This is a genomic window from Colwellia marinimaniae (genome assembly GCF_002207865.1).
Lineage (GTDB): Bacteria > Pseudomonadota > Gammaproteobacteria > Enterobacterales > Alteromonadaceae > Colwellia > Colwellia marinimaniae.
The window spans coordinates 15,174-32,515 of record NZ_BDQM01000017.1; the positions used below are offsets into that span (position 1 = coordinate 15,174).

14 protein-coding genes are annotated in these 17,342 nt (G+C 38.9%); 10 read left to right on the forward strand and 4 right to left on the reverse strand.

Annotated elements, in window-relative coordinates; translation table 11 throughout:
* Window positions 1–209 precede the first annotated feature (209 nt).
* Together trhA and MTCD1_RS11170 are read right to left on the reverse strand one after the other, a co-directional pair.
* Window positions 210–869 carry a PAQR family membrane homeostasis protein TrhA gene (gene trhA, locus MTCD1_RS11165; protein WP_057179658.1) on the reverse strand — a complete coding sequence of 220 codons (660 nt, stop codon included), beginning with the start codon at window positions 867–869 and terminating at the stop codon, window positions 210–212.
* A gap of 125 nt (window positions 870–994) precedes the next feature.
* Window positions 995–1,213, reverse strand: a complete 219-nt coding sequence (locus tag MTCD1_RS11170; RefSeq protein WP_057179659.1) for an EF-hand domain-containing protein — start codon at window positions 1,211–1,213, stop codon at window positions 995–997.
* Between the two features lie 345 nt (window positions 1,214–1,558).
* Here MTCD1_RS11170 and MTCD1_RS11175 point away from each other — a divergent pair, with 345 nt between their 5' ends.
* From MTCD1_RS11175 to ribB, 10 genes are all read left to right on the forward strand, one after another.
* On the forward strand, window positions 1,559–3,058 hold the full coding sequence (locus tag MTCD1_RS11175) for an alpha/beta hydrolase (RefSeq protein WP_057179660.1): 1,500 nt from the start codon (window positions 1,559–1,561) through the stop codon (window positions 3,056–3,058).
* 5 nt (window positions 3,059–3,063) lie between these two features.
* Window positions 3,064–3,810, forward strand: a complete 747-nt coding sequence (locus MTCD1_RS11180) for an ABC transporter ATP-binding protein (protein ID WP_057179661.1) — start codon at window positions 3,064–3,066, stop codon at window positions 3,808–3,810.
* A complete protein-coding gene (locus tag MTCD1_RS11185) occupies window positions 3,810–4,985 on the forward strand; it encodes an ABC transporter permease (protein WP_057179662.1) in 1,176 nt (391 codons plus the stop codon). The genes MTCD1_RS11180 and MTCD1_RS11185 overlap by 1 nt, the downstream gene beginning before the upstream one ends.
* Window positions 4,986–5,045: 60 nt before the next feature.
* The gene (locus MTCD1_RS11190; RefSeq protein ID WP_057179663.1) at window positions 5,046–5,678 is read left to right on the forward strand and encodes an RNA polymerase sigma factor; all 633 of its coding nucleotides are present in this window, start codon (window positions 5,046–5,048) and stop codon (window positions 5,676–5,678) included.
* The gene (locus tag MTCD1_RS11195) at window positions 5,671–6,420 is read left to right on the forward strand and encodes a hypothetical protein (protein WP_057179664.1); all 750 of its coding nucleotides are present in this window, start codon (window positions 5,671–5,673) and stop codon (window positions 6,418–6,420) included. The genes MTCD1_RS11190 and MTCD1_RS11195 overlap by 8 nt, the downstream gene beginning before the upstream one ends.
* A gap of 463 nt (window positions 6,421–6,883) precedes the next feature.
* A complete protein-coding gene (gene glyA / locus MTCD1_RS11200; RefSeq protein ID WP_057179665.1) occupies window positions 6,884–8,143 on the forward strand; it encodes a serine hydroxymethyltransferase in 1,260 nt (419 codons plus the stop codon).
* Window positions 8,144–8,376: 233 nt separating this feature from the next.
* Window positions 8,377–8,874 (forward strand): transcriptional regulator NrdR, encoded by a 498-nt coding sequence (nrdR, locus tag MTCD1_RS11205; RefSeq protein WP_057179666.1) that lies wholly within the window; start codon window positions 8,377–8,379, stop codon window positions 8,872–8,874.
* A 1-nt stretch (window position 8,875) separates the two neighbouring features.
* Window positions 8,876–10,084 carry a bifunctional diaminohydroxyphosphoribosylaminopyrimidine deaminase/5-amino-6-(5-phosphoribosylamino)uracil reductase RibD gene (ribD, locus tag MTCD1_RS11210; protein ID WP_057179667.1) on the forward strand — a complete coding sequence of 403 codons (1,209 nt, stop codon included), beginning with the start codon at window positions 8,876–8,878 and terminating at the stop codon, window positions 10,082–10,084.
* Window positions 10,085–10,112: 28 nt separating this feature from the next.
* A complete protein-coding gene (locus MTCD1_RS11215) occupies window positions 10,113–10,799 on the forward strand; it encodes a riboflavin synthase (RefSeq protein WP_057179668.1) in 687 nt (228 codons plus the stop codon).
* Window positions 10,800–10,956: 157 nt separating this feature from the next.
* Window positions 10,957–12,066, forward strand: coding sequence for a 3,4-dihydroxy-2-butanone-4-phosphate synthase (ribB, locus tag MTCD1_RS11220; RefSeq protein WP_057179669.1), 1,110 nt, complete (start codon window positions 10,957–10,959; stop codon window positions 12,064–12,066).
* Between the two features lie 59 nt (window positions 12,067–12,125).
* Here ribB and MTCD1_RS11225 read toward each other — a convergent pair whose 3' ends face one another.
* Together MTCD1_RS11225 and MTCD1_RS11230 are read right to left on the reverse strand one after the other, a co-directional pair.
* Entirely contained in the window at window positions 12,126–13,256 is a 1,131-nt protein-coding gene (locus MTCD1_RS11225) for a hypothetical protein (RefSeq protein WP_057179670.1), read from the reverse strand.
* Window positions 13,257–13,378: 122 nt separating this feature from the next.
* Entirely contained in the window at window positions 13,379–17,164 is a 3,786-nt protein-coding gene (locus MTCD1_RS11230; RefSeq protein WP_057179671.1) for a hypothetical protein, read from the reverse strand.
* Window positions 17,165–17,342 lie beyond the last annotated feature (178 nt).

A 17,342-nucleotide genomic window follows, 5' to 3' on the forward strand; every position in this document is an offset into this window, starting at 1 on the left:
CAAATGATTATTTTCGTTTAGCAAATACGTATCCTAAATTTAAACTCTGTAAAGTCCACTTTTATATCAAAAGTGAATGTTCGCTCGGGGATTTGGCTCGGAAGATAAGGGCGTTTTATTACAAAATTTAGTATTTGAAATGACGCCTCGTTAAATGCCTAATAGTTCCAAGGTAACTCGATTCATATGGTTGGATATTTTCTTTTTAATTAAACATACCAATAAATCATCAAAAAGTGACAGGTAGCGCCACCTAGAACAAAAAGATGCCAAATAGCATGAGTGTAAGCCACTGTTTTTTTGACATAGAAAAATACGCCCAGACAATAAATCAGCCCACCTAAGGCTAACAAATTAACGGCCTGCTCAGGTAATGCCTGATATAATTCAGCTAAAACTCCTAAGGAAATAAAGCCCATGGCTAAATAAGTGCATAAGGATACTTTCTTGTACTTATTGCCAAATTTTATTTTAAAAATAATCCCTGCAAGCGCAAATAGCCAAATCAATGCTAATAAGGTATAGCCAAGTGGGCCTGCTAAAGTGATGGCGAACAGTGGTGTATAGGTGCCAGCAATGAGTAAATAAATTGCGCAGTGATCGAGTAGTTTGAAGACACTTTTAGCGCGTTCATTGGTTAAACTATGGTAAAGGGTTGATGCTAAAAAGAGTAAAATACCACTGCTAGCAAAGACACTGAAGCTGATGATGCGGTTAATATCACCCTGACTGTTTTTTAATAATAAAAACAGTGCTAAGCAACTGAGTATTAGGCCAAAGGCATGGCTGATGGCATTTAGAGCTTCTTCACGACGGCTATAGGACGTGGGCTGACAATTGTCTGTAGGACTGTTTTTCTGGGAAGGCATAGTTAATCGCTGCAATTAATTGAGTGTACAAGTGTACGCTCAATTATAAAGCAAAGAAAGAGTTTTGTTTGAAGAGTAAGTTTAAGGCTAAAGCTCGTTTAGCCATGCAGTGCCAGCGCTATTTATTACAGGGCTAACTCAATAACCATGTCTCTTAATTCATCTTTAGAGATAGAGTTACTGTGATTTTTATCAAAGCGATTAAAGATGGTCTCACACATGCGAATACCTTTGTCTTGCAGTAATACATCAATCAACTCAACAAACTCAGTACGATTAATTACGCCATCTTTATCTTCATCAAACACTTCAAATAATTCATCTACCCACTGATTTAAGTCCATATGTAATCCTTAGCACCAATTTAAATAAGAGATGACTAAACCATATCCCTTATTTAGGTGTTTGGGAATGGCTATTTAATCTTTTTTATCCTTATGATGGATAAAGACACAATTTACTTGCTTGTTGTTAACTTTCGGGGGGATTAAGCATTAACTGGTCGGATTTCTTTATTGTTGATTTCATCTCTATAGCTAGCGATAAATACTCAATAGTGGTGTTTCTTGTTAGTTATTCTTTATATTTTATCTTGATGTTATCTTTATTTTGAGATTTTTTTATATTTTTTGTAATAAATTTGAAAAGGTGAAGACTAACTGTTGGATGCTTTATTAAGGAAAGATAAAATGAAAACGATGTGGGAAAGAACGTGGAAAAAACTTTTTACTCTCGGCTTGTTATCCATTAGCGCAACAAGCTGGGCGAGTGATAATAAATTAACATTAGAGAATTGCCATTTAGGCGAAATACGCTCACAAGTGAAATGTGGGACATTGCAAGTACCTGAAAATTACCAAAAACCGCAAGGTAGACAAATCTCAGTAAACTTTTCAATACTGCCAGCCATTAATAATAGTGATAATAAAGTTCCGTTAATGTTTCTTGCTGGTGGGCCAGGCCAAGGCGCAGTTGAGTTATCAGCGCATATATTTAGAAATTTCAATGAAATACGTAAATCTCGCGATATTATTTTAGTTGACCAACGCGGTACAGGTGCTTCTAGCCCCTTACAGTGTCAAGATAAGGTTGGCATTAACCCTTACACTAGCTTGATTGAAGACTTTACTAACGAAGAAGTAAAAGATTGTTTAGCGCAGTTAACCGCAGACGACAAGCTTGACTTAGCGCAGTTTACTTCTGAAAACGCTGTTCGTGATTTTGACGCGGTGCGCGCGGCTTTGGGTCATGAAAAAATTAATATTTACGGCGGCTCTTACGGTACTCGTGCAGCACTAGTGTATATGCGTTTGTTTCCACAATCGCTCAATAGTGTGGTACTAGACAGCGTTGCACCGGTAGAAGTGCCTATTGGTCTTTTTGGTCAAAGCGCCGCGAGATCGTTCAAACTGTTATTAGAAAATTGCCAAAAAGATAAAGCATGCCAGCAAGCCTACCCCAATTTAGCACAAGAATTTAAAAATGTGGTTGCCAAGTTAGCGCAAAGCCCTGCTAAGGTGATTATTAGCCATCCAAGGCTTGGCACGGCAACGGAATTTATTATTAACGACACTAAGTTTATTTCTACCTTGCAAATGCAGCTTTATTCGTTAACAGGTCGCTCACTGGTACCTTTAATCATTCATCAAGCCAGTATTGGCGATTTTAAACCACTCGCAGGGTTAATTGCGCAAACTGATACCGATGAAGGTATGGGTATTTATATTGGTTTGCATCTGAATATTGTTTGTAATGAAGACATGCCAAGAATGTCTGAGCAGATGCTTAAAGATGATGCCATTAATGATTTTGCTAAAGATCTTAGCAACAAAATTATGCAAGATGCTTGTGCAGTGTGGCCAACGTACTCGGTAAGTGATGATTTTTATATGCCGATAACGGCTAATATTCCAACGCTTATTTTATCAGGTGAGTTAGACCCTGTTACCCCGCCAAGCAATGGTGAAAAGTCAGCGGCAACCTTGCCCAATAGCCATCATATTGTTGTTAAAAATACTGCGCACATTGTGGCATCAACAAAATGTGCGGTTGGCCTTGTTAATGAATTTTTAAGCAGTTTAATGCCGAAGACATTAGATGAAAGTTGTTTAAGTGAATTGCCTGAGGAGTCCTTTATGACCGGCTTAAATGGCAGCGTGATTGTCACACCTCAGGCTGATAAGGAGTAATTGCCATGATTGAAGTAAAGAATTTACATAAAAGTTTTGTCTCAAAAAAGACTACAGTAAAAGCCTTAGACGGTTTATCTTTTACCGCTAAAGATGGTGAAATTACTGGCATACTCGGACCCAATGGCGCGGGTAAAACCACTTGTTTGCGTACCTTGTATGGTTTATTAAAAGCCGATGAAGGCTCAGTAATTGTTGATGGCATTAATGTTGCGGAAGATCCATTAGCAGTGCGAAAAAGTTTGGGCATATTCCCTGATAAATTTGGTTTGTACGAGCGCTTAACGGCGTATGAGCAAGTGGACTATTTTGCCAGTATTCATGGTATGCACGGCGCAGCTAAGCATCAGGCTATCGAAACCGTTTTTAAAGAATTAGAAATGACTGAACTAGCGCACCGTAGAACTACAGGTTTCTCACAAGGTCAACGTATGAAAGTTACTCTGGCACAAGCCTTGGTACATCAACCAAAAAACTTTGTCTTGGATGAGCCGACCCGTGGTTTAGATGTAATGAGTACCCGTATTTTGCGTAACTATTTAGCAGCGCATAAAGAAAAAGGCCACTGCATTTTATTTTCATCACATGTAATGCAAGAAGTAGCTGCTTTATGTGATCGGGTCATTATTGTTGCTAACGGCAAGTTGGCCGCAGAAGGTACACCACAAGAGCTGTGTGATTTAGCCGGTGAAAAATTATTAGAAGATGCCTTTGTTAAGTTAATTGGCTCAGATGAAGGAGTAGCAGCATAATGAATGCGAGCATAAGACAATTTAATGCCTTGTTAATAAAAGAATTTAAAGAAGCATATCGTGATAAACGTGCCTTGATGGTTGCGTTAAGTATGGCCTTTTTTGTACCCGTGCTGATGGTAATAGTGGTTAACATTCTGATCGCAAAGAATGTTGACAACCCAGCGATTTATGTACACTTTACTGGCACTGAATACGCGCCGAAGTTAATTAAATCACTACAAGATAAAAATATATTAGCATTTGCCGATGTGCCGAACGAGGATAAACGTCAGTGGCAACAGCAAAGCATTGAGCTGATCATCCCTGAGCATTACAGTGAACGCATGGCGCAGGGTAAAGTGATTGATATTATTTTACGAGCTGATTTTACCGAGCAATCATTAGCGCCGCCACTAAGGCGTATTGATGGTGTTATACAAAAGCATTCACTAGAAATTGGTTATAAACGTTTATTGGTGCGCGGTATTGATACCAAGTTATTACAGCCTATTGCGCTGCAAATACAAGATACTGCTCTGCCTAGCTCTAATGCTATGATGATCTCTATAATGTTAGGTATTTCCCTTTTACTGGTCGCTTTTATGTCAGGTTTATCTATTGCTATTGACTCAAGTGCCGGTGAACGTGAACGTAATATTTTAGAAATGTTACTTTGCCAACCGGTAAGCACCTTAAAAATAGTGTTAGCTAAAATGACCTGTGTTAGTTCTGTTAGTGTTTTGTCTATCGCTATTATGCTCAGCTTGACGTCGTTCGCCACGAACTTTATTGATTTAAGCAAACTAGGTATGTCTTTTAATATAGATTTAGCAACATTTTCTGTATTGATGTTATTGCTTATTCCAATATGTTTTTTCGCGGCAATTTTACAGTTGTTTTTTGCTTTTCAAGCCAAAAGCTTTAAAGAAGCGCAAGCAACGGTGAGCATGTTAATTGTGGTACCAACCACTATTCCTTACGCAATGATGTTTATGGACAGTAAACCTGCTTGGTTAAATTACGCACCGATCGCGGGGCATTCATTATTAATGGAAGATATCTTTAAAGGTTTACCTATTGACTGGTTTGCCTTTGCTGCAACAACTGCAATTACTGTCGCGCTTATCGCTGCGTTAGTTGTTATTTTGTCTGTGCGCTTGAAATCAGAAAAAGTGGTGATGGCGTTAAGCTAGTATTAGTATTGATGATTAAATGCAAGTAACTGAATAAGAGCTGAGCCAAAAGCAATTAATGTGTTAAATTCTAGTAAATTAATATTATCTAAAGCTCAATTCTCTTCCGCTACGGCTGAGGGGATTGAATACAAGGAAAGTAGTTTGGAATGCTCTTATTCAGAGGTTAAATATGTAGATAATCAAGCTGTATTTACCGAGTGGATGACGGAGCATGAAAAGCTGCTTCGTCATATTATTACCGGTTTTGAAGCAAAACTTGCTATACAAGATGAACTTTTTCAAGAGATAGCGTTAAACATTTGGCGTGCCTTGCCTAAGTTTCGTCAAGACGCTGCGGTTAAAACCTTTGTCGCGCGTATCGCTCATAATGTTTTAGCTACCCATGTTGCCAAAGCGGTGAAAACAGTTAAAACCTCGGATATAGAAAGTTGTGCTGAAGTTGAAAATATAGCAACAACACAGAAAACGCCTTATCAATCACTTAACCAGAGTCAGCGACAACAAAAATTAGCTAATGCAATTCGTCAGTTAAAACTTGAGCAACAACAAGTGATAACCCTGGCTTTAGAAGGTATGAGTTATCAAGAAATAGCGGATATTTTAGTGATAACTACCAATTTAGTGGGTGTGAGGTTACAACGTGCTAAAACATTATTAGCACAGTTGTTGGAGGGAGCAGAAAATGGATAAATCAGTATTGGAAAATGAAGATACATCATCGGTAGAGCCCAATAAACTAGAAACTACTGATGGAGTTATTGTTAAAACAAACCAGATTGATGTACTTTCATTACCTCGCCAAAAAAATGTACCTCGTTCAGAAAAAGATAAAAAATCTCCGCCAGCAGATGAGCCAGCATTAGATGAAAACTGGCTATTACTTGCTCGAGACTGGCAAAGTCAGCCTTATGAAAAAACTGATATTCAAGCTTTGCTTAAGCAAACAAAAAAGCGCACTTTTTGGGCTAAGTTTTTGTTAGGGCTTAATGTTGTTGCAACATTAGGGCTTAATGTTGTTGCAACATTAGGGCTTATTGGCTTTTTTCTTGTCGGCTTACTTCAAGGTGCGTTTGATAAAGCAACGATTATTTATTTAGGTGTAGGTAGTCTTTTATCGCCAGTGTTTGTTTATTATGAAATAAAAATTCGATTACGAACTTGGCAGCAAAGCTGTGATAGTCCTGATAGAGCTGTAAGTAATGCAATTGCAGCCTGTGAATCATCAATAAAATATTATCAGTTGAGTAAATATTCTGGAGTATTTAGCGTACCTTTTGTTAATGCTTATTTATTTGTTCTGGGTAGTGAGTCTGAAAAATCTCCATGGCCATATATTGCAGTCTTCAATCTATTTGTTTTGCTCATGTGGTTTGTTACTCACGCTATCCAACAAAAGCGAAAAAAAGAGTTAACACAGCTTTCTTCTGTATAGACTAAGTAACCAATCTCTCATAGGCAAAGATCAAAGTACTGACAAGTAACAAAGAACTCATGAACGGCGCTATCGTGTAAATATCGATAGCGCCGTTTCATTATTAATAAGGTAATGAATTTATCATGCAGCATGAAATATTTGCACTTTACTAATTTAGTTGTTTATTGTTCGGATTTTTATTGTTTAAGCTGTTTTATATTCGTTGTATCTTGGTTTTTTATTGGTTATAGTCTGTTTGCTTATTTTGGTGAAAGCTTTTATCGCACTTCTAAGTACTATGCTTAACAAATTACGCTATATAACAGTATAATTTGTACTAAAACTAGCCCGTTTTGCCGTGTACATACTGGCAAAAATCAGGCAGTATACTGCCACTAATTTTTGTATGTCCTCATTGCTTTATAAAGAAGTAGTAGGGCATAGTTTGCAGCCTTGGGCTGAAATACTTAAGGAATAAAACATGTTTACTCGTGATATGAATATTGCCGATTTTGATCCGGAACTTGCTCAAGCAATAAGCAATGAAGTTGTTCGTCAAGAAGAGCACATTGAGTTAATTGCTTCTGAAAACTACTGTAGCCCGCGTGTTCTTGAAGCACAAGGCTCTCAGCTTACTAACAAATACGCTGAAGGCTATCCGGGTAAACGTTATTACGGTGGTTGTGAGTATGTTGATGTTGTTGAGCAATTAGCCATTGACCGCGCAAAAGAATTATTTGGCGCTACTTATGCCAATGTTCAACCTCACGCGGGTTCACAAGCGAACGCTGCTGTTTTTCAAGCCTTAGTTACACCAGGCGGAAAAGTATTAGGTATGAGCTTGGCACATGGTGGTCACTTAACTCATGGTTCACATGTAAACTTCTCTGGTAAGTCATATGAAGCATTTCAATATGGCCTTCACCCAGAAACTGGCGATATTGATTACGAAGAATTAGAGCGTTTGGCGCTAGAGCACAAACCAGAAATGATTATCGGCGGCTTCTCAGCATTCTCAGGTGTTGTTGATTGGGCACGTATGCGTAAGATTGCTGATAAAATTGACGCTATCTTCTTCGTTGATATGGCTCATGTTGCCGGTTTAGTGGCGGCAGGTCTTTACCCTAGCCCATTACCACACGCTCATGTTGTTACCACAACTACCCATAAAACATTAGCTGGTCCACGTGGCGGTTTAATTGTTTCTGCTTGTGATGACGAAGCTATTTACAAAAAACTTAACAGCGCAGTTTTCCCTGGTGGCCAAGGTGGCCCATTAATGCACATCATTGCTGCGAAAGCGGTAGCATTTAAAGAAGCATTAGAGCCTGAATTTAAAGTTTACCAGCAAGGTGTTTTAGATAACGCTAAAGCTATGGTCGAGGTATTACAAGAACGTGGTTACAAAGTTGTTTCTAACGGTACTGAAAACCATTTATTACTGCTTGATTTAATCGATAAAGATATCACAGGTAAAGATGCTGATGCTGCTTTAGGTAAAGCAAACATCACGGTAAACAAAAACTCAGTACCAAACGATACTCGTTCTCCGTTTGTTACTTCAGGTTTACGTTTAGGTACACCAGCAATCACTCGTCGTGGTTTTGCTGTAGAAGAAACTAAAGCGTTAACTGGTTGGATTTGTGACATTCTTGATGACATCAACAATGAAGACGTTATTACCCGTGTTAAAGGTCAAGTTAAAGAGTTATGTAGCCGTTTCCCTGTTTACCAAAAATAGCTACTCGGGATAACTAAGTTAATAACAAACTACCGTCATTGCCGAAGTCTTTTGTCGGACGTGGCACGGATGCTACTTATTAGACAATGCAGGGAGCATATTGTCCTGAATCCAGTTTCTTTAGCTTAATCACATGTTTTATATTAAAATGGTCGCCTTGAGCGGCCATTTTTCGTTTTTCTCCATAAACTATCCGCTTGTATCTTTTAGTTTATAATTTTCGTAGGTAATCTATGTATTGTCCATTTTGTTCAGCTGTTGACACTAAAGTTATTGATTCACGCTTAGTTTCTGGCGGCCATCAAGTACGCCGTCGCCGAGAATGCTTAGCTTGTCATGAACGTTATACCACTTTTGAAAATGCAGAGTTAGTTATGCCACGCATAATTAAACGTGATGGCAGCAGAGAGCCCTTCAATGAAGATAAGATGCGCAGTGGTTTAAGCCGTGCGCTAGAAAAACGCCCGGTTAGCATGGAACAAATAGAGTTGGCGATTAATAAGTTAAAATCGCAAATGCGCGCTACCGGTGAGCGAGAAATAAGCAGTGAAATGTTAGGTGATTTAATCATGGCACAGCTTAAAAAATTAGATAAAGTTGCTTATTTACGTTTTGCCTCGGTGTATTTATCTTTTGAAGATATCAGTGAGTTTGCCGATGAAATAACGCGCTTAGGTAAAGAAAAAAACGGCAAGGCACAGAAAAACAAACAAGTTAAAGTGGTTAAATAATATGAATGTTAGTGTGGCTGATAGCCCTTTTACTGCGCAAGATCACCTGTTCATGTCTCAGGCGCTAGCGTTAGCGAAAAAAGGCCATTTTACTACCTCGCCCAATCCTAGGGTAGGTTGTGTATTAGTGAGCTATAAAGGCGGTGTTGGTAAAGTTATTGGTACAGGTTACCATGAAAAAGCAGGGCAGGGCCATGCAGAAGTGAATGCCTTAGCCGAGGCCAACGTTAACCATAGCGCTTTAATTAAAGGCGCTACGGCGTATGTTACTTTAGAGCCTTGCAGCCACTTTGGTCGCACGCCACCATGTGCACAAGCATTAATTGCTGCCGGTGTTGGCCATGTTATTGCTGCCATGGTTGACCCAAACCCACAAGTTTCCGGTAATGGTTTAACCCTGTTAGAACAAGCCGGCATCAAGGTCCAATCAGGTTTGTTAGCGCAAGGTGCAAAAGCACTTAACGTCGGCTTTATTCATCTGATGGAAAATAAACGTCCTTATGTGCGCTGTAAATTAGCAGCTAGCCTTGATGGAAAAACCGCCATGGCCAGTGGCGAAAGTCAATGGATAACGTCAAGTGCTGCTCGCCAAGATGTGCAACGTTTAAGGGCGCAGAGTTGCGCTATTATTAGCGGTGCCGATGCAATCATTTTTGATAATGCTAAAATGACGGTACGTTGGTCTGAGTTAGGTGAATTAAAAAATAGCTATGCAAAAGAGACGCTGCGTCAACCATTACGTGTTGTTATCGACAGTCAAAATAGGCTAACGCCGGATCTCGCTTTATTCGAACATGACTCGCCAATTTTGATTATTCATGCAAAAATTGAAAATAAATGTGCAACAAATCTTGAAAACTTACCAAAATGGCCTCATTTCGTAGAACAAGTGCAATTACCTGTGGTAAAAAACGCCCAGGGAAAATTTAAAATAGATTTGCCCGCTTTGTTAACACTACTAGCAAAGCGAGGACTCAATGATATTTTAATTGAGTCAGGCGCACAGTTAAGTGGTGCCTTTATTGAGCAAGATTTAGTTAATGAACTTATTCTTTATCAAGCCCCTAAGTTAATGGGGGGTGAGGGTAAAAATTTAGTGGCAATGCCAGTGATAACAAAGTTAAATCAAGCTAAGGCATTAACCATTAGTGATATTCGTATGGTCGGTGGCGATATTCGTATCACTAGCCAACTAACAGCTAATAAATAAACAAACAAAAAATTAAATAGAGAAGTCTATGTTTACAGGAATTATCGAAGCGGTTGGTGTTATAAAAACCATCAATGTTAATGCCCAAGGTGCTCGTTTAGTTATCGCTACCCATGATTTGGATATGAGTGATGTTAAACTGGGTGACTCCATAGCAACTAATGGTATTTGTCTTACTGTGGTTGAGGTTAATAACAGCAAAGGCAATGGTAGTTATAGCGCCGATGTTTCTAATGAAACCTTACAGCGCACCGGTTTTGTCAACTATCAAGTGGGTAGTAAAGTGAACCTAGAAAAAGCTATGTTAGCAAGCACACGTTTTGGCGGCCATATGGTTTCAGGTCATGTCGATGGTGTTAGTGAAATATTAGCGATTAATAACAATGGTAACAGTATTGAATACTGGTTAAGCATGCCAGGTGATTTAGCACATTATATTGCTGAAAAAGGTTCAGTAACTATTGATGGTACTAGCTTAACGGTAAATGCGTTGGCTGAGGATGGTTCAGTAGGTAAATTTCGACTGACCATAGTGCCGCACACAGTAAAATCAACCATCTTTGCCGACTATCAAGTGGGTACTAAGGTGAACATTGAAGTGGATTTAATTGCCCGCTACCTAGAACGCTTACTCACTAAAAGTGAGCAAAAAGAGTCAGCACCACGGTCAAACGTTAGTGAAGCTATGTTATTAAAAGCGGGCTTTATCAAATAGCCAGGTTTTAAAATAAAGCTAAGCAACTAATTAAAGTGAACAACTTAAGCTAAACAAACAAATGATGAGTGCATATAATGGATGAACTCACTAAAATATAACAAATACGCACAGTAAAATGGCGCTAACAATATAGCTAGCCATCAAAGAGGCCGAAATGAAATTAAATACCCCACAAGAAATCATCGCAGACATCGCCCTAGGTAAAATGGTTATTTTAATGGATGATGAAGATAGGGAAAATGAAGGTGACTTCATTATGGCCGCTGAACAAGTGACCTCTGCAGCGATTAACTTTATGGCAACCCATGGGCGTGGTTTAATTTGTATGCCAATGAGCCGTGAAAAATGTGAAGCATTAAAAATACCCTTGATGGTAGATAAAAATGATGCACAATTTAGCACCAACTTTACCGTGTCAATTGAAGCTGCAACGGGGGTTACTACGGGTATCTCTGCCGCTGATCGCGCTACGACGGTACTTGCTGCCGCCATTAAAGGCGCAACACATCTTGATATCGTGCAACCGGGTCATATTTTCCCCTTAATTGCAAAAGATGGCGGTGTGTTAAATCGTGCCGGGCATACTGAAGCAGGTGTTGATCTAGCACGCATGGCGGGTTTTGAACCTGCGGCTGTTATTGTCGAAATTTTAAATGAAGATGGCACCATGGCACGTCGTCCGGATTTAGAAATTATCGCACAAAAACATGATATTAAAATGGGCACCATAGCTGATTTAATTGAATTTAGAAATGCCACTGAAACGACTATCGAGCGTATATCGCAGTGTAAATTACCGACGGCTTTTGGTGAATTTGATTTAACCGTATTTAAAGACACCATCGATGGTCAAGCACACTTTGCTTTAACTAAGGGTGAAATTAAGGCCGATGAGCCGACACTTGTACGTGTGCATTTAGAAAATACTTTCCGTGACTTACTCTTTAGCCAGCGTGAAAGTGTGGCTACTTGGCCAATAGCAAGTGCTTTGGAAAAAATTGCTAAAGAAGGTGGTGTACTGGTATTACTAGGTAAACATGAATCACCAACTGAGTTAATTAATTTGGTAGAAAAATATGCCCAAATTGATGCCGGTGAAGTGGTAAAAGAAATTAACCGTCATGTTGGCTCACGTAATGTTGGTGTTGGTTCACAAATACTGGCTAACTTAGGTGTCAGTAAAATGCGCTTATTAAGTTCACAAACCAAGTACCACTCACTGTCTGGTTTTGGCCTAGAAGTTGTTGAATATATTGCGGATTAGCCACTTACATTGGTATTAATGATTAAAGTAAAGGGTGCTTGTAGTAAGTACCTTTACTTTTAAAAAGTATAGTGTCCTGATAACCCCAAAGAAAACTGCATCGCTTTCTCTATATCAATATCATCAATAGCAAACTTCAGAGCAAACCATGAGTTGCTATATTGAATTTCAGGAGATAGGTGTTCTAAATCTAGCAATAGTCTGATGTTACTTTGCTTATAAGTAAAACCTACACCGGCATAATAAAAGTTAACTTCACCTTGACGTTTATAACGAACAATATAGCGGCTAGCAATAGATTTAGTAGATATATGCTCTGCTTGATAATGGGCAAATAAGTTAACGTTTTCTGGCAGATCGAATTGATAATCTTTATAGCCAGCGACTCCTCTATATAAAGGTAAGTAAGACTTGCCCCCTAAACTATTAATAAAAGTGCCATCGGTATCCACCGTACCTTCACTATAACCTAATTTTTTCATGTTAAACCGTGAATATAAATCTTTTATATCAAGGGTAAATGCTAGGTCATTATTGACTTGCCAATGAACAAATAAATCAACTGTTACGCCATAACCATCAATGTCCCAGCTATCATTATTGCCACGTTTTAAAAAATTTTTATCACTGTAAAGCTCTCTTAGCTGAGCTGTGCCAGTAATATTATTATCTTCATCACCAAAAATTTCACCGGTAATTTGTGACTCTCTGGTGGCGCTAACATCCCAGTAGCCGACATTAATTTCAGTAGAAAAACTTTCAAACTGCCATTGATAACCTAGCCTAAATCCATTGCTACGTTGGTGATGTAATCTCAATGCAAGTTGATAACTATCTTGTGTGGTTAGTGCTTGGTCAGTGCGCTCTAAATAGAAAGCTTGCGCGGTATCGGGGTTGGTAAAAACAAAATAATCGACACGGTGAGCAATATTAAAAGATATATTTCCCCAATAAGCTTTTAAGCCAGTTTCATTTTGAGTAAAACCAATACTTGAATCTGTTGCGGGGGCTTGTTGCCACTCATCATCAATAAGTTGTTTTATCGGTAAAATATTACTAAATGACTCACTTAATACATAAGCTGAAACATGATCGTTATTGAGTTGTTTATTATTTGCGTAACCCTTATCTGCCCAAAGAGTGGTAAATAAAAAAGTTAAAGTAACAGCACAAAGTAAATTAATCTTCACTAATACTCCTTATTGGCAGAAAATGATCATTTGTTAGCTTATAAAAAATGCCAGTCATTACTGACTGGCATTTTAATTTAACTTAAATTGCTATTGTTTAGTAGTTAATAGCAACGTAAAAGTTATAAAGTTTCTTCTTCATGTATACCATCACCGTCAGTATCAGCATATACAATCATGATTATACCATCTCTATCTTCAATCGTTGCAGCTACTATCGCTGTTGGACCAACAAGTATATGCCCTAGTATTTGTATACCTGTCGCATCTTCATCTGGCTCATTAAGTACTAATACTACACCTTCAAAGTTATTGGCGGTTAATCTGCCTTCTTCTTCGGTATTGTAATGTACTGTGAATGAACGCTGTGCGTTTTCACCGGGTAAACGATAACTCATGGCAAGATCGAAAATACCTGCTTCAAGTGCTGTGCGCTCACCTGAAAGTTGTATCTTCACTTCATAATCCCCTAAGATAGCTTCTAAGGTTAATGCTGCATTAACGTTCAGGAAGGTATCTTCGTCTTCAAAAACGTTGTCAGAATCAGCTTCAGTGTTATAGCCATCAAACATGGTGGTGCTGTCGGCAACCAGCAAGTCAAGTTTGTCTTCATCAAAGTTAACTTCAACTTTACCAATGTCATCAATGTAGTCGCTGATGCTATTATCCCAATCATTCATGATTAAGGCTTTATAAACATCTAAGGCACTAGCTACTGTTAGTGGGTTAAAGGGTAGTGGATTCCACCCTATGTGACCCCATGATGCTTCAGTCCAAAAGAAGTTAGCGTAAGCATCATTAGGGACAGTATCGAATTGGGTGATCGGCCAACTTTGGTCGTTAAACGCATTAATATCACCATTGCCATCGATTAGCACGCCATCATCATTGAAGGTATTACCCCAACCACCAATATAATAAACTTCTATTCTATCGGCTATACCATCAGGGCCTGCTTCACCGTTTGCTTGTTGATCATCCACCGGCATGAATTTAAGTTGTATACTCAATTCATTCCATGGAAATTGGATCATGTGGCTGATAATTACTTGCGGAACATCTAAACCGTCAATGGGGGTTACCTTAGACCAGATTGATCTGTTATTACCATTGTCATTGTCTGAATTGAAGTTAAAGTCGCTACCTTTTCCACCGGTAAAAGTGAAGGTCTTTGTACTGGCATCATCAAAAGAGGTTGTTACTGTATTTGTATCAGCGCTAACTGCAATAGTTAAGGCGTCTTTGATTAAAGGTTGCGTTAGGTATGATATCGGGTTTAATTCAGTAAACTCTCCTGCAGCAATATCAGTCAATTCATCTTCGTTAAAGAAGAAAGTAACCTGACCAAGTTCATCAATCGTTAAGCTGCGTTGATCTTGCCACCAGTTAGTAATAGTTTGCGATAATAACTCGGCACCATTAGTTACTGTTAATGGGTTGGCAATAAGTTGATAAGAATTATTTTTCATAAAGGCTTCGATACTATCGAATTCATCTAGTGACCAAACAGTGTCCCAGTTATGTGGGTTACCATCACTGGTTAGTATATTGCCATTTGCATCCATTAAAGTAGCAAAGCTTGTACCATCATACTCTTTATCATCCCAAAAATTACTTATTGCTTCAAAATAATAAGCATCTGTTGTGCCATTACCGTCATGATCTACAGGAGTGATGCGAACTGATTTTACCCCATAACTACTTTCTTCTTCACCGGTGATATAAGCACGGGTATAAAGAATACCTTGCTCTTCTATACCAGAATCGAAACGTTTAGTAATTATCTTACGCTCAATACCTGTGCCCCAGTAATGTTTTTCAGGATTAGCGGTTACAACAGAGCTTGTCGCGCTCCACTCTCCAACTGTTTGTCCAGATGTAAATACTCGCGTTTCTACAGTTTGTTGTTCATCTGAAACCTTATCTGCTTCGGTGATCACTATAGTATTTAAGTCAGCGGAGAAAGTAATGCTAACCACGTCAGCAACTTCTTTACCTATATATTTAAACTCAGGCGCTTTATAAGTATCTAAGCCATTAATATTTACCGTTAAGGTGGCACTGATTAAATCACCTTTAAGTGAGCTAAAAGCGCCACTTAAGGTTAACATTTCAGGTAATACAAAGGTTTCTAGTTCAGGGCGGCCATAGCTGATTATATCTTGTTGGTTTTGGTTGTCCCAATCCCAGCGTTCATTAAGTACACGCTCTTCTACAAGTAGTAACTTAGTTTTTACCATACCTTCAAAGGTTACTGGGTTAGGTACTAAGTCTGTGGCTTTTTGTGCTAATGATAAGGTCAGCTCTAGTTCACCAGAGATGATTTTACCTTCATAAGTATCATTTTCTAATGCATCTCGAGACGTTGTTGTATCTAAATTAACCCGAGCGAAACTGCCTTCATGTAAAGTAAATACAGCACCGGCAGACTCAAGTAAACCCTCAATTGTTAAGGTAATACTTTTCTTGTCATCTGAGAATTCAGCAGATGCAGTTAATGTTGCCTTTTCATTACCGGCTACGGCATTAACTTTAAACAGAATGCCATTAGTTGCTGTGCGTTCATCAAAAGTGATAGTACCAACAGCCCCCGCAGTTGTTAGGTAACTAGCAATAGATACCCCTGCAGCTGCTGATGTAGGGCTTAGAGTTCCTGCATCGTATTGCAAGCTTAGATCGGCTAAGGCATTGCTAATTTGGGCAAGCAATTCAAAGTTTTCAATTTCTGCTTGGATCATGATGCCGGCATTATTGAGCAGAGCAACATACTCATCACCTTGGGTTTTTATGCCAGCACCTTCGCTTGTTTCGTCATTAAACAAATGGCTAAACAAGCGTATATCGCTGACCATAGCTTTCGCTTTAGCTACAGCATCACCTTCGGTAGGTACATCAATAACAACGGTGGCAAAGCCATCTTCACCGACATTTGCTTCTTGATAAGCTTGTTCATTGACAAGTTGTGTTTCGAGTTGTACCAAGTTCAAGGTAGTTGTTAAAGTATCGTCAGCTGCAATTGTATCTGCTGCTAGTTTGGCTGCATCGCTGGCACCGGCAAGCACATCTGACAAGGCTAATTCAAAACCATCATCTTCATCTTGGATAACTAAGAAAGCACCATCATTTGCTATTAAATCAGCAGCCACTTGCGCAAGCTTACTTGATAACACACCTGAGTCATCGGTTTCTCCGGAGAATAATGCTGCCATAATCCCCGCATTAATTAAACCATATCTTAACTCAGCCGCATTGTCTTCTGCAGCAACTGCGCTGGCATCATCGGTGACTGTTGGCTCTAATTGAGTTATATCTCCGTCAATACCAAATGTGCTGGCAATTAGTGCTGATTTCTCGGTTACTGTCTCGGCAGTAACACCGTCATCGCTTGCTTCGATTAATACTGAGGCTAGATGGGTTAAAGCGGAAATATTAACTTTAACTTTGCCATCACTGTTACTATCAACTATTGAAATAGCAGATAATTTGAAGTCAGGATCAACAGCCGTTAAATCAATTTCCTTGCCAAAAGCTGTATCACCACAGCCTGCAGGAGCATCACAAGTCATAGTGGTTGGATTAGCAGGATCAGTACTTGGAGATAGTTCGATTTTAATTGGGCCATCATAATCTAATACGGTAAAGGTATAGTTACCTTCCCCGTCGGTGCTTATATTAGCCTCTTTAAGTTCTGTCTCTGATAAGGCAATGGGGCTACCATCAACAAACTTGTACACTGTTACAACAGCATTGGTTAAGACACCCTTAATGCCTTTACCATTAATGGTGGTTTCAATTATAACAACAGGTTCAGGTATAATAATAGATTTAGGTATTGCATCAGAGCTATCTGAGCAAGCGCCAAGAGCAGAAGCAAGTGCTAGCGCTATTAGGTGTTTATTACAGTTCACAGTATATCCTTATGAGGTTAATAGTTCTCTTCAAGATAGTTAATGGCAGAGGAAAACTATGTTTTTTGTATAGATAATTCGTACACATACTAATTTGTTACATTTGTAAAGGCAATGTAATTCATTGGACGATTGGTATGTTTTTTGATCAATCTTGGTGGTTAGGTTTACATATATG